Source organism: Candidatus Accumulibacter phosphatis (genome assembly GCF_000024165.1).
In the GTDB taxonomy this organism is placed as follows: domain Bacteria; phylum Pseudomonadota; class Gammaproteobacteria; order Burkholderiales; family Rhodocyclaceae; genus Accumulibacter; species Accumulibacter phosphatis.
The window spans coordinates 3536573-3560758 of the sequence record NC_013194.1; the positions used below are offsets into that span (position 1 = coordinate 3536573).

22 protein-coding genes are annotated in these 24186 nt (G+C 66.0%); all 22 read right to left on the minus strand.

All coding sequences use genetic code 11. The annotated features are described in order from the left end of the window. Nucleotides 1-7: 7 nt before the first annotated feature. Complete coding sequence (locus CAP2UW1_RS23965; RefSeq protein ID WP_081444201.1) at nucleotides 8-700, minus strand: DUF4114 domain-containing protein; 693 nt, start codon at nucleotides 698-700, stop codon at nucleotides 8-10. 128 nt (nucleotides 701-828) lie between these two features. Beyond that, nucleotides 829-1608: an energy-coupling factor ABC transporter ATP-binding protein gene (locus tag CAP2UW1_RS15295; protein WP_015767524.1), complete on the minus strand. Its 780-nt coding sequence runs from the start codon at nucleotides 1606-1608 to the stop codon at nucleotides 829-831. After that, nucleotides 1605-2414: a cobalt ECF transporter T component CbiQ gene (gene cbiQ / locus CAP2UW1_RS15300; RefSeq protein WP_015767525.1), complete on the minus strand. Its 810-nt coding sequence runs from the start codon at nucleotides 2412-2414 to the stop codon at nucleotides 1605-1607. Before cbiQ ends, CAP2UW1_RS15295 begins: the two co-directional genes overlap by 4 nt. A gap of 56 nt (nucleotides 2415-2470) precedes the next feature. Further along, nucleotides 2471-3529 carry an energy-coupling factor ABC transporter permease gene (locus CAP2UW1_RS15305; RefSeq protein ID WP_015767526.1) on the minus strand — a complete coding sequence of 353 codons (1059 nt, stop codon included), beginning with the start codon at nucleotides 3527-3529 and terminating at the stop codon, nucleotides 2471-2473. A 51-nt stretch (nucleotides 3530-3580) separates the two neighbouring features. Then, nucleotides 3581-4894 (minus strand): 23S rRNA (uracil(1939)-C(5))-methyltransferase RlmD, encoded by a 1314-nt coding sequence (gene rlmD, locus CAP2UW1_RS15310; RefSeq protein ID WP_015767527.1) that lies wholly within the window; start codon nucleotides 4892-4894, stop codon nucleotides 3581-3583. Nucleotides 4895-5058: 164 nt separating this feature from the next. Beyond that, nucleotides 5059-6249 carry a cation diffusion facilitator family transporter gene (locus CAP2UW1_RS15315; RefSeq protein ID WP_015767528.1) on the minus strand — a complete coding sequence of 397 codons (1191 nt, stop codon included), beginning with the start codon at nucleotides 6247-6249 and terminating at the stop codon, nucleotides 5059-5061. A gap of 211 nt (nucleotides 6250-6460) precedes the next feature. Then, on the minus strand, nucleotides 6461-9472 hold the full coding sequence (locus tag CAP2UW1_RS15320; protein WP_015767529.1) for a DEAD/DEAH box helicase: 3012 nt from the start codon (nucleotides 9470-9472) through the stop codon (nucleotides 6461-6463). Between the two features lie 228 nt (nucleotides 9473-9700). After that, nucleotides 9701-10195, minus strand: a complete 495-nt coding sequence (locus CAP2UW1_RS15325) for a YajQ family cyclic di-GMP-binding protein (RefSeq protein ID WP_015767530.1) — start codon at nucleotides 10193-10195, stop codon at nucleotides 9701-9703. Between the two features lie 75 nt (nucleotides 10196-10270). Next, complete coding sequence (gene ppnP / locus CAP2UW1_RS15330; RefSeq protein WP_015767531.1) at nucleotides 10271-10582, minus strand: pyrimidine/purine nucleoside phosphorylase; 312 nt, start codon at nucleotides 10580-10582, stop codon at nucleotides 10271-10273. A gap of 2 nt (nucleotides 10583-10584) precedes the next feature. Further along, entirely contained in the window at nucleotides 10585-10794 is a 210-nt protein-coding gene (locus CAP2UW1_RS15335; protein ID WP_015767532.1) for a DUF2788 domain-containing protein, read from the minus strand. Nucleotides 10795-10812: 18 nt separating this feature from the next. Continuing rightward, nucleotides 10813-12042, minus strand: coding sequence for an argininosuccinate synthase (locus CAP2UW1_RS15340; RefSeq protein WP_015767533.1), 1230 nt, complete (start codon nucleotides 12040-12042; stop codon nucleotides 10813-10815). A gap of 23 nt (nucleotides 12043-12065) precedes the next feature. Next, complete coding sequence (gene argF, locus CAP2UW1_RS15345; protein WP_015767534.1) at nucleotides 12066-13040, minus strand: ornithine carbamoyltransferase; 975 nt, start codon at nucleotides 13038-13040, stop codon at nucleotides 12066-12068. Nucleotides 13041-13049: 9 nt separating this feature from the next. Beyond that, complete coding sequence (locus tag CAP2UW1_RS15350) at nucleotides 13050-14225, minus strand: aspartate aminotransferase family protein (protein ID WP_015767535.1); 1176 nt, start codon at nucleotides 14223-14225, stop codon at nucleotides 13050-13052. A gap of 257 nt (nucleotides 14226-14482) precedes the next feature. After that, nucleotides 14483-15301, minus strand: a complete 819-nt coding sequence (locus CAP2UW1_RS15355; protein WP_015767536.1) for a formylglycine-generating enzyme family protein — start codon at nucleotides 15299-15301, stop codon at nucleotides 14483-14485. Further along, nucleotides 15298-15474 carry a hypothetical protein gene (locus CAP2UW1_RS25630; protein ID WP_199931482.1) on the minus strand — a complete coding sequence of 59 codons (177 nt, stop codon included), beginning with the start codon at nucleotides 15472-15474 and terminating at the stop codon, nucleotides 15298-15300. The genes CAP2UW1_RS15355 and CAP2UW1_RS25630 overlap by 4 nt, the downstream gene beginning before the upstream one ends. Nucleotides 15475-15944: 470 nt before the next feature. After that, a complete protein-coding gene (locus CAP2UW1_RS15365) occupies nucleotides 15945-16469 on the minus strand; it encodes an REP-associated tyrosine transposase (RefSeq protein ID WP_015767538.1) in 525 nt (174 codons plus the stop codon). Between the two features lie 53 nt (nucleotides 16470-16522). Further along, nucleotides 16523-17554, minus strand: coding sequence for an RNA-directed DNA polymerase (locus tag CAP2UW1_RS23970; protein WP_015767539.1), 1032 nt, complete (start codon nucleotides 17552-17554; stop codon nucleotides 16523-16525). After that, nucleotides 17551-18042, minus strand: coding sequence for an HRDC domain-containing protein (locus CAP2UW1_RS15375; protein WP_015767540.1), 492 nt, complete (start codon nucleotides 18040-18042; stop codon nucleotides 17551-17553). The genes CAP2UW1_RS23970 and CAP2UW1_RS15375 overlap by 4 nt, the downstream gene beginning before the upstream one ends. A 43-nt stretch (nucleotides 18043-18085) precedes the next feature. Then, complete coding sequence (locus CAP2UW1_RS26160) at nucleotides 18086-20914, minus strand: formylglycine-generating enzyme family protein (protein ID WP_015767541.1); 2829 nt, start codon at nucleotides 20912-20914, stop codon at nucleotides 18086-18088. Next, nucleotides 20911-21927 carry an AAA family ATPase gene (locus CAP2UW1_RS23980; protein ID WP_015767542.1) on the minus strand — a complete coding sequence of 339 codons (1017 nt, stop codon included), beginning with the start codon at nucleotides 21925-21927 and terminating at the stop codon, nucleotides 20911-20913. The genes CAP2UW1_RS26160 and CAP2UW1_RS23980 overlap by 4 nt, the downstream gene beginning before the upstream one ends. Nucleotides 21928-22094: 167 nt before the next feature. Continuing rightward, nucleotides 22095-23435 (minus strand): toll/interleukin-1 receptor domain-containing protein, encoded by a 1341-nt coding sequence (locus CAP2UW1_RS25635; RefSeq protein WP_015767543.1) that lies wholly within the window; start codon nucleotides 23433-23435, stop codon nucleotides 22095-22097. A 1-nt stretch (nucleotide 23436) separates the two neighbouring features. After that, the gene (locus CAP2UW1_RS15395) at nucleotides 23437-24183 is read right to left on the minus strand and encodes a zf-TFIIB domain-containing protein (protein WP_199931483.1); all 747 of its coding nucleotides are present in this window, start codon (nucleotides 24181-24183) and stop codon (nucleotides 23437-23439) included. Between the last annotated feature and the right edge of the window lie 3 nt (nucleotides 24184-24186).

Below are 24186 nucleotides of genomic sequence, written 5' to 3' on the forward strand. Positions count from 1 at the left end.
CTGTCGGTCAGACCTTGACGCGCCGGCGTGCCAGGAAAGACCCGGCAAGGCCAAGTCCCAGACCCAGCAGGGCAAGCGATCCGGGCTCGGGAACGCTGGTAATCACGCCGCCTTCGAAACGAAAAACGTTGTCGTCGTAGTCGCGGTCACCACCACCACGGATATCCTCGAAGCCGACCTGGAACACCCCACCGCCGAGGCTGTCGACACCAGCATGCAACAGACCATCGCCGTTCCGTGAACCAGGCCCCATCAGGAAGGTATCGCCGGTATTTTCGACAAAAATACCGAACACCAGTTCATCGCCGATGTTGTGAGCGACGTCGATCAAGCTCGCCCCAATCGTCAGGCTGGCGCCGACGTCCACGTTGCGCGCTATGAACAGATCGGGATCTGCGGAAAAGAGCTTGAGCTGGCTGGTGTAACCGGCTGTCGCCGGCAGCACGGTGATCGTGACGTCGCCACCGGACCAGAAAAGCTGGCCACCGAGTACCGGGGCGGCCGACACCTCGGCTGTCGATGCCAACAAGGACATGGCGAGCACTCCGGCAGCCACAAGGGGGGATTTTTTAAACAGGGAACGGACGGCGGACATTGTTTTCTCCTCGGGGGGAAGGTAGCGATCGTTTGAATTATGGTCGATTCTGGCTAGGCGACTCAGCTGTAGAAAAGCACATAACGTGCCATCTACTAAGTACATCGATAAAACATGGGGATGGCCGGAGAAAACCGGGAAATCTGCTCCCCCGTGTAAGATTTATCGACACCCCACGGCGGTTTATCCAGGCTTCGGAAGATGCCTCTGCCCGGACCTGCAGTGCGCCGTGTTCAGGCGGCGCCTGACCTCGGCAACAGCCGGACGACACCACAGACCGGGCACCCCTGCATGGCCAAGGGCTTTTCCAGGCGACACCGCGCGAGCAGCGCATCGTCGCGAAAGATGTCGCGACTGGCCCCGTCCGCAGCAACCCGTCCCTCGTGGAGGACGACGGTGCGCTCGCACAGCGCCAGCACCATGTCCAGGTCGTGGCTGGCGAGGATCCTGGTGTGCTGAAACTCGCTCACCAGCGCCATCAACTGACGTCGGGCGACAGGGTCGAGCCCACTCGTCGGCTCATCCATGACGAGGATGTCCGGCGCCATCGAAAGCACCGTGGCAATCGCCACACGCTTCTTTTCGCCGCCGGAAAGCAGGTACGGCGGCTTGTCGCGCAGATGCCAGGCGCCAACGCGTTCGAGCGCGGCGCGGCTGCGCTGCTCGGCATCAGCCTGCGGCAGACCAAGATTGAGCGGTCCGAAGGCGACATCGTCGAGAACGGTCGGCATGAACAGTTGGTCGTCGGGATTCTGGAAGACCATGCCGACCGTGCGGCGAACCTGCGTCAGGGTCTTGCGCGTCAGCGGGAAGTCGCCAACGCGCACCTCGCCCGAACTGGCGGCAAGACAACCGTTCAAGTGCAGCAGCAGTGTCGACTTGCCGGCGCCATTGGCGCCGATGATCGCCACGCACTCGCCGTGCGTGACGCGGATAGACACATCGCGCAGCGCCACGCTGCCATCGGGATAGACATGGCTAACGCTCCGCAACTCAACCAGATGGTGACTCACGGCAACACCCGTGCGACTAGCGTACCCAGTAGCCGCGTAAGGTCGTAATAGCGCAAGATGCAGAAAAGGCTGACCCAGCCGATGACGAAGGCGACCTCGGCAGCAGCGAAACGCCAAGTTTCCCGGCTGTGCAACTCGCCCTGATAGGCCCTGGCCAGCATCGCCAGGTGGATCCGCTCTGCCCGCTGCCAGGTTCGCAGCAGGAGAAGACCGAGCAGCGAGGCGACAGTTGTCGGCCGGGGAGCGTTGCCACCCGAGCGAAGCGCCAGGGCGCGTGTGCTGCGCGCCGCATCATCAACCAGGACAAACAGATAGCGATGAAGGAACTGCATTTGTGCCGCGAAAACGCGCGGCATGCCGAGCCCTTCGAGGGCCGCGCAAACGGCCGGGAATCCGGTCAGGGCGACCAGAACAAGCGCCGCGCCGAGCGTCAACACGGCACGGACGGCAATCGACGCACAGGATATCCAGCCCGCGGTCACGGGCAGCGAGCCCAGGTGGAAGACCACCTCGCGGTCGAAAAACGGGTTGAACAGACCGATCAGCAAAGCGAAGGGGATGGCCAGCGCGACGTTCTTCGCCAGATAGCCTGCGGGCAGCCCGCCGAGTACGGCGAGGGCGATCGGGAAGACAGCAAACGGCATCAGCGCCGCCACCGTATACCTGTCGAAAGACGCGACGATCACGACGAAGGCCAGCGTCACCACCACCTTGGCGCGCGGGTCGAGGCGATGGACGACGGTATCGGCCCGCGCGAACTCGTCGAGGTGACGGAGATTCTCGGCAATCGAATCGATCGACGCCATGCGTCGGGCTCAGGGCAGGGACGGCGAACCGTCGCTGCGCGGCACCTGCCGGCCGCTCATCGTCGCGATCCGCCGCCCCCGCTTGCTGCTCGGACCCGCCACTTGAGCAAGAAGCCGATCAGGAAGGCAAGCACCAGCGCGACGGAACCGCCGACAATTCCCGAGACACTGCTGCCGAGTCGGCTTTCCTGATCGTCGCCGGCCTCGTCGCCCGTGGCGATACTGGCTGCCTCTGCCGACTTCCGGAAGGCGTAATCCGGCAGCACCGCGATCCTCTCCTGGAGAGCGGCGAGGGCCGCGTGGACACCCTGCTCCGGCGCGGGCAACGCGTCGGCGCCGGTGACCCGGGCAATCGACCATTCGAGACCGTCCGGGTTTTTCGACGCAAACCATGAGAGCACCCCACCGGTGACTGCCGCGGCGGCCAGGAAGGCGAGCAGCAGCGCGCGCAGCGGCCGGGCGCCCGCGCTAGCCGGCAGAGCGTCGAGCAGCTCGGGCCGGGCACGATGGACGAACGCAACGATCGCTGCCGTGACGAAACCTTCGACGATGCCGATCGCCAGATGAACGGGCTGCATGAAGAGAACGAATGTGGAAAACGGCAGCGACGAGATTCCCGACGCCACCGTCTCGACAACGACGCCGAAGGCGCCGAGCTGCAGCCCGACGACGGCGGCGACGATCGTCGCCACGCTCAGGCGCAGCGGGCCCGGTCGCGCGCCGGCGATTCTGCGGTAGACCAGCGGGTAGGCGACGAAGGCCGGGAGAAAGCCCAGATTGAAGATGTTGCAGCCGAGCGCCAGCAGCCCGCCGTCGGCAAAGAACAGCGCCTGCACGACGAGAACCGAGGCGACCGTCAGGAAGGCCGCGTGCGGGCCGAGGAGAATCGCCAGCAACAGCCCACCCCCGAGATGACCGCTCGAGCCGGTGCCGGGAATGCTGAAGTTGATCATCTGCGCGGCGAAGAGAAAGGCACCGAGAACACCCATCAGCGGCACCTTGCGCTCGTCGAGATCGTCCCTTACCTTTCTCGCGCAATAGGCGATGCCAGCCGCCGACACCGCCCACAATGTGCCGCCCACCGCCGGCGACAGTAGTGCATCCGCCATATGCATCGCACACCTCCCTGTGTTTCAACCGTAACGAGAACCCTCGCCGGCATTCTGTCACAGGCCTGAGCAGTTGTCCTGCTCGAACAGGGCGATCGACTCGACGTGCGAGGTGTTCGGGAACATGTTGACCACGCCGGCACCGCGCAGGCGATAGCCCTTCTGACTGACCAGAATGGCCGCGTCGCGCGCCAGTGTCGCCGGGCTGCACGAGATGTAGACGATGCGGCCCGGACCGTCGGCACCAAGCGACTTGACAAGTTCCAGGGCGCCTTCGCGCGGCGGGTCGATGAGCATCTTGTCGAAGCGCCCGAGAGCGCCGATGCTCTCCGTCGTCGCCGTGAACAGGTTCGCCACACGATACTCGACGCGGTCGTGCAGGCCATTCGCCGTCGCATTCTCGGCAGCACGGCCAACCAGTTCGGCGCTGCCCTCGATGCCGACGACACTGGCCCCCGCGCGGGCAATCGGTAGCGTGAAGTTGCCCAGCCCGCAGAACATGTCGGCGATGCGCTCACCCGGCCGGGGGTCGAGCAGGCTGAGCGCCCGGCGCACCAGAACGCGGTTGATCGCGTGATTCACCTGCGTGAACTCCGTCGGCGAAAAGAAATGCTCGACGGCGAAATCCGGCAGCAGGTACGACAGGCGCGGCCCGTCGACCGGACAAAAGCGGTAGGCGGTCGCCGGTCCCTGCGGCTGCAGGTAGAAGACGACCTGATGGCGGTCGGCGAAATCGCGCAGCAAGACCTCGTCGGCGGCATCGAGCGACTCCAGGATGCGCAGGACCAGCGCCGTCATCCGCTCACCGACGGCGACCTCGATCTGCGGCAGACGATCGCGGATGCTCATCCGGCCGATCAGCTCGCGCAAGGGCAGCAGCATCGCCGACAAGTGCGCTGGCAAAATCTCGCACTGGCGCATGTCGGCCACGTAGCTGCTCTTCTTTTCGTGGAAGCCGACGAGCACGCCACCCTTTTTTGCCACGAAGCGGACCGACAGGCGGGCACGAAACCGGTAGGCCCACGGTTGACCGTAGATCGGTGCATACAATTGCTCGGCAGTGATCCGGCCGATATGCCGCAGATTGTCTTCGAGCAAACGTTGTTTGGCGGCCACCTGCGCCAGGGGATCGAGATGCTGCATGCTGCAACCGCCGCAGACGCCAAAATGCGGGCAGCGCGGCGCCACACGCTCCGCCGAGGGTTTCAGAACGTGCAGCGTTCGCGCCAGTTCGTAGCTCGGCTTGCGGCGAAAGCTGGCGTACTCGACCGTTTCGCCGGGCAAGGCACCCTCAACGAAGACAGTCTTGCCGTCGAGGCGGGTGATTCCCCGCGCCTCGTGGTCCAGCGACTCAATGATTCCAGTTGGCATGCGCGGCGTCCGCCCAAAAAGCGCATGATTCTATCCTGAATGCCGGCTCCGCTCACCAAACGAAGCGCGACCGTCCACGAGCGCGCCGGTCGCAGCGGCACAGCCGGATTCTTGCGCGCGCGATCCCGCTGGCAGGCGGCCGCTCGGCAGGCCGTCGTCGAGCGTCAGCCGCCCTCGGCAGGAACAACCCGCCGGCGGAAATTGATCGACAGCGCCGCAAGCTGCGGATGCGTCGCCAGGCGCCTGGCAAACTCGCGCTCGGCCTTGCCGAGCGCGGCGCGGTCGGCGAGTGCCTCGTGCGGCAGATACACCTCGGCCTCGACCCGGCCGTTGAGGTAGTGCAGGACCACACGCTGCGGCTCCGGCAGTCCGGCGAGCACCGGCGCCAGATCGCCCATCAGCTCGGCGCGATCGGGCATGCTCTGACTGCTGCTGTCATGGTCCAGATCGTCCTCGACGTCAACGTGCACCAGCACGTCGGATACCGTCGGATGGCTGTCGAGCACCCGCTTGCGGGTCATCTCGGCAATGCGGTGCCCTTCGGAAACGCTGATCCGCGGGTCAACGCAGACGTGCGCATCGACCAGCGAGCGATGTGCCATACGACGGGTACGCAATTCATGCAGGCTGCCCACCCCGGGGGTGTCGATGATCACCTGACGGATACCATCGACTTCCTCGACCGACAAGCCCGTATCGATCAACTCGAGAATCGCCTCCCACGAGAAAACCACGCCCATGCGGACGATCATGAAGCCGACGATGATCGCGGCGACGGAGTCCGCAAAATTGAAGCCCATCAGGTTGCCGACGATACCCACGGCAACGACGAGCGAGGAAGCGGCGTCGGAGCGCGCATGCCAGGCGTTGGCGATCAGCATCGGCGAGCGCAGGCGCTCGCCGACCCGCAGCATGTAGCGGAACAGCCCCTCTTTCGCGGCCAGCGCCAGGATCGCCGTCCACAGGGCCAGCGGCGCCACCGGCGGCAACTCGTCGAGACTGTGCAGTTTCATCCCGGCACCCCAGATGATGGCGGTACCGGTCGCCGCGAGAATCGCTCCGAGGGCAAACGATGCCGCCGTCTCGACGCGGGCGTGGCCGTAGGGATGCCTCTCGTCGGCCGGATCCTTGCTGTGATGGGCGGCGAAAAGAACCAGGAAGTCACAGACGAGATCGGAAAGCGAATGCAGTCCGTCGGCGATCAGGCCCTGCGAATGCGCAAGGATGCCGGCGACCACCTGCGCAGCGGTCAGGAAGACATTGACTACCACGCTGATCCAGGTACACCGCTGGGTCATGCCGTGCCGTGCCGGGTCGTCGAAAGAGACGGCGGGGACATCCTTGTAAGCGCTCATGGTCGTTCGTCATTTTCCGCAGGGGGCAATATTCTATCGTGGCCGCGGCTGCCCTGGGCAGCGCCGGCGCGGGCTCGTCGCCCATCGCTTCTCGATGGCATGACATTTGATCGTGCGCCTGCCCGGTTAAACCAGGCTTAAGGCGTCACTTCGGCTGACCGTCACCAAGCCGCGACAACCGCTGCCAACGAATCGCCGACGGCCGAGCGATTCAGTCGGGAAGCGGCGCGAAAAGTGCCGCGATGTCGTCACGACCGAACTTGGCATCGACGCCACGGTCTTCCGAGAGAATGTGTGCGGCCAGTTCAGCCTTGCGCTCCTGCAGAGCCAGGATCTTTTCCTCGATGCTGCCGGCGACGATCAGCTTGTAGACGAAGACGGGCTTGTCCTGGCCGAGACGATGCGCACGATCGGTAGCCTGGTTTTCGGCAGCCGGGTTCCACCACGGGTCGTAGTGGATCACCGTATCGGCGGCGGTCAGATTCAGGCCGACGCCGCCAGTTTTCAGGCTGATCAGGAAGACCGGCACTTCGCACGCCTGAAAGCGGCGAACCTGCGCTTCGCGATCGCGGGTGTCGCCGGTGAGGATGACGTAGTCGATGCCGGCAAGCTTCAGCTCCTTCTCGATCAGCGCCAGCATGCTGGTGAACTGCGAAAACAGGAGAATGCGCCGGCCCTCCTCCACCTGCTCCGGCAACATCGTCATCAACAGATCGAGCTTGGCCCGCTCCTTGACCTTCTGGGCGGACCTGGCCTTGACCAGGCGCGGGTCGCAGCACACCTGGCGCAGCTTCAGAAGGGCATCGAGAATGACGATCTGGCTGCGGTTGAAGCCCTTGTTGGCGATCTCCTCACGGACTTTCTCGTCCATTGCCACGCGCACCGTTTCGTACAGGTCGCGCTGGCTCCCGGCGAGTTCGACCTTGCGCACGATGATCGTCTTCGGCGGCAACTCGCGTGCCACCTCTTCCTTCTTGCGGCGCAGGATGAACGGGCGAACCCGGCGGGCGAGCAAGTCACGACGTTGCGCATCGCCCTGTTTCTCGATCGGCGTCCGCCAGTGCTTGGTGAAGCTCTGGTTGCTGCCGAGAAAGCCGGGCAGCAGGAAATCGAACTGACTCCACAGCTCGCCGAGGTGATTCTCCAGCGGCGTACCGGTCAGGCAGAGGCGATGCCGGGCGGTAATCTTGCGCACCACTTCAGCACCCTGGCTGCGCGCGTTCTTGACCGTCTGCGCTTCGTCGAGGATCAGCAGGTGGTAACTGTGCCGGGTCAACTCGGCGGCATCGCGCCACAGCAGCGGGTAGGTGGTCAGCACCACGTCATGCCCGGCGATCTCGGCAAAACGGCGCTTGCGCTCCGGACCATGCAGCGAAAGGATCGACAAGCCGGGGGCAAAGCGGGCCGCCTCGTTCTTCCAGTTGAAGATCAGCGAGGTCGGCAAGACGATCAACGCCGGGCGATCGAGCCGCCCGGCTTCCTTCTCCAGCAGCAGATGCGCCAGCGTCTGCGCCGTCTTGCCGAGGCCCATGTCGTCGGCGAGAATCCCTGCCAGGTTCTGTTCGCGCAGGAACTGCAGCCAGGCCAGCCCCTCGGTCTGGTAGTGGCGCAGTTCGAGCCCGAGGCCAAGCGGGGGCGCGATGTGGCTGATTCCCTGCGCCGCCGTCAGCTGCTCGGCGAGCGCCTGGACATCGCTTTGTCCCCGGAAGCGCCAGCGACTGCTGTCGTTGAACTCGGCCAGACGGGGCGCATCGAAACGCGACAGACGCAAGGCTGTGCCGCCGGAGAAGCCATCGAAAAGATCGATCAGCGTTCCTGCCAGTGGCTTCAGACGCCACGCCGGCGCACGAATACGGTGGCACGAGGGAGTCACCAGCTCGATCGTTTCGGCATCGTCGATCTGCGCCAGCAAGGCGGCATCCAGCCACCGCCCGTCACGCCGGAACAGCGTTGCCAGCAGCGGCGCCAGCGGCAAGCGCTCGCCTTCGACGATGACGCCCATGTCGAGACTGAACCAGCCGTCGTCCGATTCGACCAGGTCAGCGTCCCACGACTCCACCTCGAGCACGCGATGGCGAAAATCGGCGGAGAACTCGACCTGCCAGCCAGCGCCGCGCAGGCGCGCCAGACACTCGCGCATCAACACCGGCCAACAGCCTTCGAAAGCCAGCCCGTAGGCGTTGTCCGGCGGCTTGCCGAAGGTCTGCAGCACATAACCCGGGATCTTCTCGATACCGGCAGCGGCCAGTTCGTCCATCAACCGCTCTTCCCGCTGGCTGTCGCGGACGATGCGAACCATTTCGCCAGTCGTCAGAGTTGCGACATCGTGCGTGTCGTCGGGCCGCAATTCGACGTCCGCGTAGCGGAAAACCGGCAAGGCGATATCGAAAGGCCCGCCGCCGTAGCTCGCCAAGTAGTCGCGCCAGGCACGGTTGCCGTGCGTACTCAGCGTCTCCAGGCGAAGCGCCGGCACCAGATCGGCCTCCAGGCTGCGCATACTGGCGCTGGCATTTTCCGGGTCGCCGGGCAGTTCTCCCGATGGTTCCGCGAGTGCTTCACCAACCAGCGCCGCCGCCGTCGCCGACAGCGGCGGCAGGGAGAACAGTCGCGCGACGACTGCCTGATTGCCGCGCACCAGTAGTGGACCGATCTGGCGCTTGTCGAGATCGAGGTACCACGGCGCCAGCAGAGGAATGATCAGCTTCGCGGGAGGCTCGGGCTTGAGCAAGGGGATGCGTCGTCCGTCGGCATTGAGCTGCCAGCCGAGCGTCGCCGGGCGCGCCTCGGCGAGCGTCAGCACCGAAAAGTCGTCCTTGCGGCACAGCCGACCGGTCTGCGCCATCAGATCGAGTACCTCGCCGCCGTGCCGGGGCCCGAGCCCGAAAGCGCGCAACCCGCTGTCGAAGGAACGTTCCGCCCACAGCAGGCGGAGGATCGGCCGATCCTCGTCGCCGACAAAGCGCGGCGGCTTGCTCAGCGCGCGATCGATGGCCCACAAGGCATCGGCGCTCTCCGGGTCACGGCCCTTGTGCACGCTGATCCCGAAACCCCGGGCATCGGGAGTCCAGTGCAGCAGGTAGAAAAGCTGTTGGCGGGAAGCGGCGGGGCGACGGTCCTTCTTGCTGACCGCCACGGCCACCCGGCGCAGTTCCTCAGTCCAGGATAGGACGCCGAGGTCGGCCTTGTCCTCGGCTGGGGAATGCTTGGCAGGCTTATCGAGCATCAGGCGCTCGTCGGCAGCAATCGCTGCCGTACTCGCGAAGTACCGGCGGCGAGCGAACGACCCGCATTCGCAGGACCGGCAATCGCCGCCAGGCAATCAACGGCTGGCCACTTTTCTCGACGCGGCACAGGGTGCTCCTCGTAAACATCAACCGCATACGCTAGCACAGCATCTCGCACTGCAGCAAGGGAAAGGCGCGTTGGCACAGGGTCTCGCCCGCCCCGTCGATCAATCGCGGAAGTTTCCGTACTTGATCGGAAAGTCCGTAATCTCCTTGGTGACCAGTGCGATGCAGGCCTGCAGCTCATCGCGCTTGGCACCGCTGACGCGCACCGCATCGCCCTGGATCGACGCCTGCACCTTGAGTTTCGAATCCTTGATCAGCTTGACGATCTTCTTCGCCAGTTCCGACTCGATGCCGACCTTGATCTTCAGATCCTGCTTGACCTTGTTGCCCGAGACCCGCTGCACCGGCTGGCTGTCGAGCCGCTTGGTGCTCTCCTTCTCCTTCTTCTCCATCGCCGGAAACAGCAGATCCTTGATCTGGTCGAGCTGGAAGTCGGAGTCCCCGTGCAGCGTGATCAGCTTGTCCTTTTCGTTCAACTCGACCTTGGCACTGGTTGCCTTGAAGTCGTAGCGATTGTCGATGGCCCGACGCGTGACGTCGATCGCATTGGTCAGTGCAGCCATGTCGGCTTCTGAAGAAAAATCGAATGAAGGCATGCGGCGTCCGTTCGGTGGTTTCTGATGGTCAATGGGCGGTTTCAGGCGGCAGCGGCGGGCGCCCCGCCGCTCGCCCTAGGCGAAGTGGCAGACGTAGTGATAGGGCTCGTCGCAGGCGATTTCGAACGCCGAATCGCCCGGCACGGCAAAGGACTCGCCGGCCGCGTAGTCCCGCCACTGGCCCTCGCCCTGAAGACGAACACGGCAGGCGCCGCCGACCCCTTCCATGACTTCGGGAGCGCCGGTGTTGAAGGTCAGCGTCGATGGCAGGATGACGCCGACAGTCTTGCGCGTACCGTCGGCAAGGAAAACCGTATGGCTGACACACTTGCCGTCGAAGTAGACATTGGCCTGCTTGACGACGCTGACATTGTCGAATTGCGACATCTTCACATTCTCCAGAATTTCTCGAGGATCGTCTTGGTAATGAAACCGATCATGCCGAAGGACAGCACGAAGAACAGCACGATCGTCCCGGTCCTGCCGGCTTTCGACTTCCAGGCGATCTCGCCGATGATGAACAGCATGAAGAGCATGAAGGCACCGATCCCGAAGGTCATGCCAAAGTCCGAAATCTGCTCTTCCGTCAGCCCGAACATCGACGGATCCTCCCCGGATCAGCTCCTGCGGCTCGCCAGATTGGCCGCGATACGCATGCGCAACGCGTTCAGCTTGATGAAGCCACCGGCGTCCTTATGGTCGTAGGCGCCGGCATCGTCCTCGAAGGTGGCGATCGTCGAGTCGAACAGCGAATCGGTCTTCGAATCGCGGCCGACGACGATGACGTTGCCCTTGTAGAGCTTGACCCGCACCCAACCGTTCACCGCTTGCTGCGTGTGGTCGATCAGCGTCTGCAGCGCCAGGCGCTCCGGGCTCCACCAGTAGCCGTTGTAGATCAGGCTGGCGTAGCGCGGCATCAGGTCGTCCTTCAGGTGCGCGACTTCGCGGTCGAGGGTGATCGACTCGATCGCGCGGTGCGCCGGCAGCAGGATGGTGCCGCCCGGCGTCTCGTAGCAGCCGCGCGACTTCATGCCGACGTAGCGGTTCTCGACCAGGTCGATGCGGCCGACACCGTGCTTGCCGCCGAGCTGGTTGAGCAGCGCCAGCAGCGCGTCGGCCGGCAGGCGCTTGCCGTTGATCGCCACCAGGTCGCCCCTGGCGAACTCGAGGTCGAGGTACTCGGCGGCATCCGGCGCCGCTTCCGGCGACACCGTCCAGCGCCACATCGACTCCTCGGCTTCGGCCGCTGGATCCTCGAGGTGGCGGCCTTCGTAGCTGATGTGCAACAGGTTGGCATCCATCGAATACGGCGAGCCGCCCTGCCGGTGCTTCATTTCGACCGGGATGCCGTGGCGCTCGGCGTAGGCGAGCAGTTTCTCGCGTGACAGCAGGTCCCACTCGCGCCACGGCGCGATGATCCTGATGTCCGGGCGCAACGCGTAGGCGCCGAGTTCGAAGCGAACCTGATCGTTGCCTTTGCCGGTCGCGCCATGCGCGATCGCCTCGGCGCCGGTCAGGTTGGCGATCTCGATCATCCGCTTGGCGATCAGCGGCCGGGCGATCGAGGTGCCGAGCAGATATTCGCCCTCGTACACGGTGTTGGCACGGAACATCGGAAAGACGTAATCGCGCACGAACTCCTCGCGCAAGTCCTCGATGTAGATGTTCTCCGGCGCGATCCCGAACTGCAGCGCTTTCGGACGCGCCGCCTCGAGTTCGTCGCCCTGGCCGAGGTCGGCGGTGAAGGTCACCACTTCGCAGCCATAGGTATCCTGCAGCCACTTCAGGATCACTGAAGTGTCGAGACCGCCCGAATAGGCGAGTACGGCTTTCTTGATGTCACTCATGATTTATTCCTGCATCGGGCCGCTCAGGGCCGCGTCTTGGTGTTGGAGTCTGCACTGGCACTGGTGCCAGGCCCGGCGGCATCGACACGGCCGAGGAGCAGGTATTCGAGCAAGGCCTTCTGCGTGTGCATGCGGTTCTCGGCCTCGTCCCAGACGACGCTCTGCGGGCCGTCGATCACGGCTGCAGCGACCTCCTCGCCGCGATGCACGGGCAGGCAGTGCATGAACAGCGCCTGCGGCCGTGCCGCCCGCATCATCTCGACATCAACCTGCCAGTCGGCAAAGTCGCGCCGGCGCTCGTCGTTCTCGGCTTCGAAACCCATCGAGGTCCACACGTCGGTGGTTACCAGATCGGCCGCGCGTGCCGCGTCCATCGGATCGGCAAACTGCTCGAAATGCGCCGTGCCATGCAGGCCCGCACGCGCCGGCTCGACCTCATAGCCCGGCGGCGTGGACACATGGACGCGGAAATCGAGCACCTCGGCGGCCTGCAGCCAGGTATTGCAGACGTTGTTCGAATCGCCGATCCAGGCGACCGTCTTGCCCTGGATCGAGCCGCGATGTTCCATGAAGGTGAAGATGTCGGCCAGGATCTGGCACGGGTGATACTCGTTGGTCAGGCCATTGATCACCGGCACGCGCGAATTGGCGGCGAAGCGCTCGATCATCGCCTGCTCGAAAGTCCGGATCATCACCACGTCGCTCATCCGCGAGATCACCTGCGCGGCGTCCTCCACCGACTCGCCGCGCTGCAGTTGCGAGTCGCGGCTGTTCAGGTAGATCGCCGAACCGCCGAGCTGCTGCATGCCGGCTTCAAACGACAGGCGCGTGCGCGTACTCGCCTTCTCGAAGATCATCACCAGCGTACGATCGCAGAGCGGCCAGTACTTGCGGTAGGCCTTGAACTCGGCCTTGATCCAGCGCGCCCGCTCGAACAGATGCGCGTACTCGGCACGCGTGCAATCCCGGAACTGGAGAAAATGTTTGACGCTGTCCATGGCGGTTCTCTATCGGGCGGCGAGGAAATCGCCGATCAGCTTCGCCAGGCGCGCCACCAGCTCGCGCGCTTCGTCGGCGCTGAAGGTCAACGGCGGCAGCAGGCGGACCACCTTGTCGGCGGTGACATTGATCAGCACGCCCGCCTCGAGGCCGCGCGTCACCAGTTCGCCGCAGGCGCGATCGAGTTCGATGCCGATCATCAGTCCCTGGCCGCGGATGTCGACCAGGCCTTGCGTGCCGGCCAGCGCCTGCGCCAGGCCATCGCGGATCAGTTGCCCGACGGCAACGGCGTTGGCGAGCAAGCCATCCTTCTCGATCACGGCCAGGGTCGTCAGCGCCGCCGTCGTGGCCAGTTGATTGCCGCCGAAGGTCGACCCGTGATTGCCCGGCTTGAACAGGCGACTCGCCTTGCCCGCCGTCAGACAGGCGCCGATCGGCACGCCGCCGCCAAGCCCCTTGGCCAGCGTCACCACGTCCGGGCGAATGCCGGCGTGCTGGAAGGCGAACCAGGTGCCGGTGCGGCCGGTGCCGCACTGCACCTCGTCGCAGATCAGCAGCCAGCCGCGGTCGTCACAGAGCGCGCGCAGGCTGCGCTGGAAGCCGACATCGGCGATGTTGACGCCGCCCTCCCCCTGGACGATTTCGAGCATCACCGCAACGACGTTCTTGTTGTTGCGGGCAACCGCCTTGATCGCCTCCAGATCGTTGTAGCGAACGCGCGCAAAACCCGAAACCAGCGGCTCGAAACCGGCCTGCGCCTTGCGATTGCCGGTCGCCGACAGCGTCGCCATCGTGCGGCCGTGGAACGCCTTCTCCATGACGACGATCGCCGGGCTGTCGATGCCCTGCTGGTGGCCGTAGAAACGCGCCAGCTTGATCGCCGCCTCGTTGGCCTCGCAACCCGAGTTGCAGAAGAAGACCTCGTCCATGCCGGCCAGCGCCGCCAGCTTGTCGGCGAGTTGCTCCTGCTGCGGGATGCGGTAGAGGTTCGAGGTGTGCAGCAGGCGCCCGGCCTGCGCGGCGATCGCCGCGACCAGATCCGGATGGTTGTGCCCCAATGTATTGACGGCGATACCCGACAAGGCGTCGAGATAGCACTTGCCCTCGGTATCGGTCAGCCAACTCCCGTCGCCATGACTGAAGGCGATCGGCAAGCGAGCGTAGGTATTCATCAGGTGCGACATGGACCACCCATTGCGGAGGCTTTGAAACTGAAACGGCGGCTTGCGCCGCCGGATAACGAGACAACCACTCGGACCCCAGACCACCAGACTCCGACCCGCCGCGCAACGGTCCGCGGGCCGCAAGTCAAGGACCAGATTCTACGGGAAAAGCAGGCGGATGTATAGAACAGGCGACGCTTTCGGAAGTTCTCCAGGATGCCTCGACGGGCTGGCAGGATGTTGGCGAAACGTCCCGCAGGGGGTGCCGTTTTGCCGCCTTAGCGGGCCGCTGCCGGGCCCGTGGACCTCAGTGCAAAGCGGAAACCGTCGTGCTGGAGAGAGCCGTCGGACGCGAACCCGCGGCGGAACGCCGAGCCGGCGCCCATGGGATCGTAGAGCCAAGAGCCGCCGCGCAGCGTGCGCGCGGCCACACTGCCATCGCCTTGGGTGCTTCGCCACTCCCGATCAATGGCATGGGCACACCACTCCCACACGTTGCCATGCATCTCGTAAAGTCCCCACAGGTTCGCCGGCAAGCTTCTCACCGCCACGGTCATGCCCTCACCAAACCGCCCGAAGCAGTTCACCTGCTCCGAGGTGATCCGGTCGCCGAAACTGTAGGCCGTCCGGGTGCCGGCGCGGCACGCGTATTCCCACTCGGCGTCGGTCGGTAGTTCGGGCGCAACGCCGGCAGTAAAGGGCCGCAGGCGGGCAAGGAAACCGTCCGGCGGCAACACCACATCGTTCCAGCTCACGCACTCGACCGGATGTTGCGGACTGCCTCGCTGACGTTCATTCGCCTCGCTGAAATAGCTCGGATTCTCGCCCATCACCGCCAGCCACAGCGCCTGCGTGCAGGCCGTATCGGCCAGCCAGAAACCGGCGTCGATCGTCGTCAGCACCTGGCTCTCCGGCTGCGTCTCGTCGCCCATCAGAAAACTGCCGGGCTCGATCCAGCGCAGGCGCTGCACGACGCCGGCAACCGCCAGATCGGCCCACAGGCCGAAGCGATCGCCACCCCAGGCGCTCGCCCAGGGCGGCGGGAAGGCCGCCGGCCCACGCCGGCGCCAGGTTTCCGCATCGAGGACGGCGTTCATTGCCCGTTACCGGAAAGCGGCTTCCCGGGGAGCTGTCGCGACGGCGCTGCGGCGCCGCCACTACCCACACCCCGGGAGCCTTCGAGTTTGGGCAGGCGCCCCGCGGCACCCACCACCGGAAACAGCGCCTGGTCCATCGGCAACGGCAAGTCCATGCCGGGGTGTTTCGACACCCGCTGCCGATCGAGCTCAGGGCAAAGCGGAAACCGACGTCCTGGTTGGCGTTGTCGGGCGCGTTCGCGTTGCGGTTCGCCGAGCGGACGTTCCTGGCGTCGTTGTTCCAGGAGCCGCCGCGTAGCGCGCGCTCGGACACACTTCTTGCTCTGCTGGCAATCGGCACTGTTCACGACATCCATTATCGCCGATCCGGGAAGCACGAATGGGTGAATCCAGCCACTCCACCGCTCGCCGCGCCGGCGCACGCATGGCGAAACGATGGCGGAGCGGTCGTGTGACGATCGGGTGTTGGGGTTCGCGGGCTCACCCCAACCTACGGGTTGCAGGCTGCTGATCACGGCATCCATCATCCGCGACTCGGCCGGCATCAATAGGTGAATATCGCCTGCCCATCGCGCCAGCCATGGCTCCCGGTCCGGAAAACGTCGTAGGTTGGGGTGAGCCCGCGAACCCCAACACCTCGCCATCACCCACCGAACCGCCCCTCGCCACGGCCATCCGACGCCCACTCAGCCCCCACCAAGCCAAGCCGAACATACCGGTGCAGCGACGAATAGGGCCACTCCACCGGCTGCCGCACCAGCCCATGCTTGACGGGATTGAAATGGATGTATTCGACATGCCGTGCGAAGTCCTCCTCGTCACGAATCACATGCTCCCAATAGCGGCGCTGCCAGATCCCGCGTTCCCCCTTCGCCACACGGCTTGGCGAACGGAACTCGGTCGCCGGAATCTGCCGCGAAAAGCCGGCCTTGATGAGCATCCAGCGAGTGGCGAAGTCCGCGTCGCCGAGCGGCAGCGTCCACAGGGCGTGCAGGTGATCGGGGAGAACGACCATGGCGTCGATACCGAAGGGATGCACCTGGCGCACCCGTCGCAGCGCTTCGCGCAAGGCATCGATGTGGTCGACGAGCAGGCTCGATTGGCGGTCGGCGAGGTTGACCGTGAAGAAGTACGTCGCCCCGGCGACATTGGCCCGACGATAGCGCATGGCGGCATGATAGTGGATCGCCTGGGTCTTGGGGTTCGCGGGCTCACCCCAACCTACGGGTGATCGGGTTGACCGGCTGCCAGATCGTCAAGGCTCGGGTGCTGCTGCCAGAAGCGCCGGCGAAATCCGAGGCTGCGACTGTGCGCGAGCGTGGCGAGCGAGTTGGCGCTGGCACGCTGTACTTCGGCCTCGCTGACCTGACCGCTGGCCCACGCGCACTCGATCTGGCGCGCGTGCCGGCGATAGCGCGCGAGCTTGCGCCGGCTCGGCAGGATCACTGCCTGGTCGATGCGGAAGCCGCACCAGGCGACGACGGTGCGGCTCGGCGCGATGCTGACCTTGGGCTTGAGTTGCAGGCCGCGCTCGCGCCGGAGAAAATCGTTCAACTCGGCAAGCGTCGCCAGCGCGTCGGCGCGGCTGTCGCACCACCAGAGGATGTCGTCCATGTAGCGTACGTGGGCGCGCACCCGGCGATCTTCGAGCAGGCGACGATCGGCGGTGTCGAGGTAGGCATTGGCGAAGTGCTGCGAAGTGAGCGAGCCGATCGGCAGGCCGCGGCCGGCATCGCCGGCGGTGTCGATGATTCGCCCAAGCAGCGCCAGGAAGCCGGCACCCTTGAAGCGTGTGGCCAGCAACGCCTTGAGGCAGGCGTGGTCGATACTCGGAAAGTAGCTGTCGACGTCGACCTGTACGCGCCAGGCGAAGCGTTGCAGATTGCGCTGCACCTGCCGGGCCGCGGCGTGCACGCCCTTGCCCGGCCGGCAGGCGTACGTCGAATCGACGAGCATCGCTTCGAAGCGCGGCTCGGCGAGATTCAGTATCGCGTGCTGCAGAACACGGTCGGCGAAACACGCGGCGTGGATCAGGCGTCGCTTCGGGTCGTGGATCGTGAAGCTCGTGTACTGCCCCTGCGGTGCCTGGCCGTTGAGGATGCAGGCTGCCAGATGATCGAGCTGGCCGTCGAGGTCGGCGAGGAAACGCGCCACGGCCGGTCGCTGGCGCTTGCCGCGCGCCGCTTTCCAGGTGGCGAGCATGAGGTTGCTGCGCTCGGCCACCTCCTCGAGGCGAATCGCCAGTCGCTTCACGCCGCCGGCCCGCCGCAGGCGGCGGCGATGGCGGCGAGGAACGGCGGCGCGTACCGGCGCGAGCGCGCTTCGCCGACGCCGTCGATGGCGCGCAGCGCCTGTTCGCTGGCCGGTCGATCGCGTGCCATCGACGCCAACTGCTCGTTGGTGAACAGCGTATAGGGCGGCACGCCGTCGCGCTCGCTCAACTCCTTGCGCAGGCTGCGCAAGGCGGCGAAAACGGCAAAATCTTCCGGCGACAACACCTCGCGGTAATCGACCCTGCCAGGCCGCCCGGCCTTGCCTTGGCCCACTTTCAGTGCGTCCGGCAGCGGACCGACGCCGGTGTCGACGCCGATGCACAGCGCCCAGTGCGAATTGACGCCGGCCTCCAGCCACTGCTTCTCGACGCTCAGCACGCGGTGCTGCGCCAGGAAGCCGTTGAGCGCGTCCTGTGCCGCGCGGCTGTCGAGGGCGGGGATGGCGAAAAAATGCAACTCGCAGCTCATGCGGCGTTCTCCCTTCGCGGTGTGGGTTCGAGAAATCGAGGGGTCATTGGCGGCCCGGCGCGCTTCGTCCCTCAGCGCTTCCTGCGCTTTTTCGTTGCCGCCCCCGTCCCGGGGGCGGCACGGTGCCGCGTCCCGCGGCACCGTCAGCGCCGCTCCGCGGCGCCGGCCACTCCGTGGCCCCGGCTGGGCTCGTGGACCTCAGGGCAAAGCGGAAACCGACGCCCCGGTCGGCGCTGCCGGGCGCGTACGCGAAGCGGTACGCCGAGCGGACGCTCCAGGCGAAGTCGTACCAGGAGCCGCCGCGTAGCGCGCGCCCGGACACACCCTGGCCCGCCGCCCCCCTTGGGTCGGTTTCGTCGCGCTCGGCATACGCGCGTCGCCCGTCGGCGCACCACTCCCACACATTGCCATGCATCTCGTACAAGCCCCAATCGTTCGCCGGCAGGCTCCTGACAGGGACCGTCGCCTGGCGATACAAACCCTTGCTGCCACCGGCGTAGGGGTATCTGCCGTCGTAATTCACCTGCTCGGGCGTGATGGTCTCGCCGAAGCTGAACGGTGTCGTGGTCCCGGCACGACACGCGTACTCCCACTCGGCCTCGCTCGGCAGGTTGGCGCCGCAGCCCGCCGGCAACCGCGCTTCGAGCCGGCGCAGGAAAAGCTGGACGTCATCCCAGCTCACCTGCTCGACCGGATGCTGCGCGCCGCCCTGGTTCTCGGCGGTGAAATGGCTGGGGTTGTCGCCCATCACCGCCTGCCACAGCGCCTGCGTGCAGGCGCTGTCGGCGAGCCAGAAACCCTGCGTCAGGGTCACCGCGTGCTGCGGGCCTTCATCCTCATAGCGCTCGGCTTCCGCAGCCGGCGAACCCATCCGGAAGTGCCCGGCCTCGATGTAGCGCATGCGCTGGACGATCGGCTGCGCGCCGTCCGGCGCCTCTCCCGACTCGACCGGAACGAGCAGGTCGGCGTACAGCCCGCTCGCATCACGGCCGATTTCCTGCGCCCAGACGGGGCGTTCGATGTGGCTGACGCGGTAGCTGTGCTGGCCGGCCGTGAGCGTCAGCGCGGCTGCCGGGTCACGCAGGCTGGCGAGCGACGCGACCGGCTGCTGCGGGCTGGCGGCCGGGTCGAGCAGACGCGCCGGTCGCCCCTCGCCGTCGCTGACCAGCAGTCGCTTGATCTGCAGCGGAGAACCGACACGCGAATGCGCGGGCCCGGAAGGGCGCTCGGCGGCCCACAGCATCAGTCCTGCCGCCTGCACGCCAAGCTGGCAGGTGACTGGCTGCAGATCCTCACGGGCGCCGATCGCGCGCAGCAGGTCGGCGGGCCGCAGCCCGGCCGGCGACGACGTTTCGTCGGTGGCGACCCAGACCGGCGCCAACCACTCGGAGTTATCCTCGACCCACTTCAGGTCGGCCCCATTGCGGGCAACGAGGTCGAGCGTGTACTGGCGCAGTTGCGGGTCCGGGGTCGTCGAGCGTGTCGCCGTTGCGCGGAACGACTGGAACCAGCGCCACGCCTTCTCGAGCTGGGCGTCGCGGGCGCTCTTCGCCTCGTCCCTGGCGTGCGCCTGCCAGATCAGCAACTCGGCCGCTTCGGTCGCCTGCCCGCGCCAGGCGTGGATGTGCAGCGTCCGCTCGAGCGCCGCGACCTGCTCGTCGGCCGTCAGTTCGCCAAACGCCTGGCGGTAGTGGGCAACATGCCCGGCAGTGACGGCGCGCGAAACGCGGCTGTCGTAGACCACCGGTTGGTGGCTCCAGACCAGCGCTTCCAGCCCCGGCTCGCCGGCGGTGGCCGGAGCGACTCCGCGCAAGGCACGTAGCAGCGCCGGTTCGACGCGCACGCAGAAGGCCATGCACGCGAGCAGGCGCTCGCGCAGCGCCGCCAGGCGCGCGGCTTCGGCACGCCGCTGCTCGTCGTCGGCGATGCGCCCACGCTGGCGCCGCAGCCCGCCCCCCGCCTGCAGGCAGAAGACGTGCGCCCGCCGCGCCAGTTCGACTTCGATCTGTGCCGGCGCCAGCGGCGCCCAAACGACCGGCTGCGCGCCGTGCTGTGCGAGGCGGCGAGTAAACTCGGCCCAGGTACGCGCCGCCCCTGGCCAACCGGCAAGCGCGCCGGTGTCGGAGAGAATCAGCACGCGCGTGCCCGCCGGTGGCCGCGGAATGGCCGCGAAGGCGGCGGCGTCCGCTCTGGCGGGCCAGCGCCACGTGACCTGCTGCGGGCTGCCGTCGACCAGCCACAGGGTACAGCCGGCCTTACCGCGTTGCAGCAGCAGATCGTCGACGATCTCCTGGAAATCTTCCTGATAGGGCAGCAGATGCGGCGCGCGATCCCAGACGATGACAAACTCGCCGCCCCAGATCGCCTGACGCCTGTTCGGCAGCCGCCGCACCGGTCGGGCGCGCGCCAGTTCGCGGAGCAGGCGCGGCATGTCGAGTCCGCTCTGGCGGACTTCGAGCGCCGAGCGCTTGAGCGCCGACCACAGGCGCGCGCGGCGAACGAGCGGCACGAAGGGTGCGGCGCTGCCGTCCGTGGCGCGGGGCGCGCATTGCGCGGGCGTCAGCGGCGAGGGTTTGAGGGTGTCGTCGGAGTCGGCCGGCACGTCGAGGCGACGGCAGGCGGTGATGGCGAAGAGCGGCGCTTGCAGACGGTCGGTTGCGGCTGGTTCGGGAGTCGCGCCGGAGGGCACGCCTGTAACAACGTCGGCGTCGATGCGGGCCGTTATCCCGATGGCGAAGCGGACCATGGCATCTCCAGGCCGCTCGAAAAAGGCCAGCGCGCCGGCATAGCGCCGCTCACTGTCGCCATCGTCGCCGGCGAGTTCGAGCGCGTGCAGCAGGTCGGCGCGCGCCAGCAACGGCGAGCGTCTCATCCCTTCGATGAACCCGTCTTGTCGGCGGCCGAGGGGTTTTGCGAGAGCTTCGGGTTGTCTTCGACGACGCCGTTCTTCAGGAAGGCGTAGCGCGCGAGGCGGGCCAGCCAATCCCCTTGCTGTTCCGGATTTCCCGGCGCCAGGCGGCGAAGCGCGGTCAGCAGGTCGATATATTCGGCGAGGCCCGGCGGTGGCACGCCGGCCGCCTTGGCGTTCTTGCGGTCCTCGGCGAGCTGCTCGGCCGCCGTCTGGAAAATCTCCTCCTCCTTCTGCCGACGATCAGCCGGCTGCAAGGTGCTCGGGAAGTGCGCCCGCCCGCGCTTGACGAGGAAGTCGACGTAGGACTCGTCAGGCTCGAGCGTCAGCACCACGCAGCGGCGCAGGAAGGCGGCCGGCAGCTCGCGCTCTTCATTGGTGGTGATGACGACCAGCGGCAGCAGGCCGTCCTGCGGGCGGATCGGCTGCTGGTTGACCGGGTTCGGGAACTCGCGGCTGCCGAGGACTTCGAGCAGGCTGTTCGGCACGTCGCTGTCGGCCTTGTCGATCTCGTCGATGAGGATCACGTGGCCGGGGGGCGTGGCAGCCTCGTCTGCCGGAGACTCGCCAGATCGAGGTCCGTAACCCCTTGCGCCGGACCAGTCGAAGGCTCGCCAAAACGGCCCCGGCAGCCAGTAGTCCTCGTCGCGCTTGACGCCACCGCCGCCGGCACCGGCTGCCTGCGCGTCGGCCAGCCGCTGCACGGCATCGAAACGATGGAACAGATCCTGCGCCTCGAAACGCGGGCTGACGGTGACGCACTGCAGGTGCCACTTGAGCGCTGCCGCCGCCGCGAGCGCGAGTTGCGTCTTGCCTGTGCCCGGTTCTCCCCGCACCAGCAGCGGCCGCTCTGCCGCCAGCGCCAGGTGCAGGGCATCGATTTCGTTCTGCGACCATTGGTGCACGGCGCCGTTGTCGAGCGGTTGGATGGCGTCGGCTTCCAGGTGTTGGAGGAGTTTCTTGACGTCTCGTGCCATGGGGTTCTGCCTGTAGGGTGGTTCATTCCGGAAGTGGAGTGCCGTGGCTGCGTGGCTTCGTGGGTTCGTGGCTGCGTGGCTTCGTAGGTTGGGTTAGCGCAGCGTAACCCAACGTTTCTGCCGCGGGATGTTGGGTTACGGCCTGCGGCCTAACCCAACCTACGACGCTACGGTTTCGGTAAAGTTACCTGCAGACGTTCGAGGATCAGGCTCGCCGCCTCGGCGCTGGAATGCTCGCCGCAGTCGATGGCGAGATCGAGCGAAAAAACACCGTCGACTGGCACATTGTCGAAACGAAAGAACATGATCCGCTTCCCGTCGCGCTTCTTGATCAGGTCGCGCACCGCCCGCCATTCGAGTCCGCACCATTCCTTGCCTTGGTAGTTGCCGCCCAGGAAGACGACTACGAGGTCGGATTGATCGTGATAAATGTGCTGCAGCAGGAGGTCCGAGTCCGGAACGGCCGTCTGCGACTTGAAGTTGTAGTCGTAAAAAACGGCCTCTCTGCCCAGTTTCTCCGTCAGTGCCGAGGCGACGTCCCGGACATAGAGACGATGCTCACCGGCAAACGACAGTGCCACTCGAAAACGCATATCCTCCAGAGCTTGCATCGATTTCGCCTCCTGCGGGTAGAGTTGTTGAAACAGGGTTTCGAGATAGTGCAGCAGGTCCCCCTGCAGGCCGTTCCAAACATCTGCTTCGGCGTCCTGCAGGCGACCACGAGTCGCCGCAGCATAAAAGAAAGTCGGCACGCGAAACTGCGTCGCAAACTCCTGCCGAAGGACAGTCACAGCCATCGGGTGATGATCTGAAGAGTTCAGGCCGAACATCGGGCGCGCGCCCTGTTGGCTTTCATAACGATCCAGGCCCCGCTTGAGAACCGCGTCAGAGGGCAGTGCGCCGCGTTCGCACAGTTCCTGGAGACGCGCTGGCCTGTCGAATAGGGCCGGATCGGCAAGCGACGCATTGACCAGCGCTTGCAGTTCGGCTTTGGCGCATTCGCGGTCGCCTTGGAAACCATATTCCAGCGGTGCTGCGTGCTGCGGCAGGACGTTCACCGCGACCGGCTTGCGCACCTTCGGGTCAATGTTGATCCTGACCCCATTCTGGCACCATACGCCAGCAACCAGTGCTGCCGCCAGTTGATGACCGACACCGATCAGCATGTCGTCGGGTGGAGCGGCGCCGACGATCCTGGCCTGCTGCACGATGTATTTTTCGCACGCGAGCAGGCACATGCCAATGGCCACTTCGCAGCGTGGATTCGACTTCCCCGTGACAGCCGGAGCGATGCCGAGCCTTGGTGCGATGCCCAGTGTCGCCTCCAGCAGGTCCAGAGGATCGTGCTGCAGACACTCTTCGATCAGTGCCTGCGGGTCGGCTGGAACGACCGTTCCGCATTCCTGCGCCCACCCTTGGGCGAAGTCTTCCCACAGACCCCGGTCGCCGTGGAGTGCCGTCAAACGGGCGAGCAGGTTCTCCTGCAAGCGGGTCGGTGCCTCTCCCACGCTATCGCCTCAGCAGATTCCACACCATCTCGATGCCGCCCAGTACGAGGTCCGAAATGCCGCCGTCGACGCCTTCGTTGCGCTCTTGCCGCCGGGTCTGCGAGCGCGCGCGCTCGTTGGCGATCAGGGCATCGGCGAGGGCGTGCGGGTCGAGAGTCTGCTGCCGTACTGCCTTCTTGCCGAAGTCGTCGAGCGCGCTCTGCACGGCGTCCGGATCGAGGATGACGATCGGCGACCGGCAGTGCGTGCACACGTGCTCGCGGCGGATGTCGACGGGCGCGCCGCAGCCGGAGCAGCGGATGGTCTGCACCCGCCGCGCCAGGTCCTCGACTTCGGCGCCGCTGAGCTGGCGAACGAAGCCTTTTTCGATCATGAATGCCGAGTAGGCGCTGTAGCGGCCGTGCCGCTGCGGGCAGCGGCTGTAGGCAAAGCGACCGCTGCGCGTGTTGTCGAGGCAGTGCAGCAGCGACTCGCGGCAGCGCGGGCAGTGCAGCGGGTCGCGCCAGGGCTGGCGCAGGTCGGCGTGATGCTGGTGCAGCAGACGGAAGAGCTCGAGGACGCCGGCGGGCGCCAGTTGGGCGCTCTCGAACTCGTCGAACCAGATACCCTGACAGGGAAAGCAGATGTCGAGGGTGACCTGGCCGTTGAGCTGGCGCTGAAAGCTGTGCGCCGACATCGGCGCCTGGCAACTGGGGCATGGCGCGGCGCTCGTCGGCGCACCGGGCACGGAACGGGTAGCGTGGGTCATGGG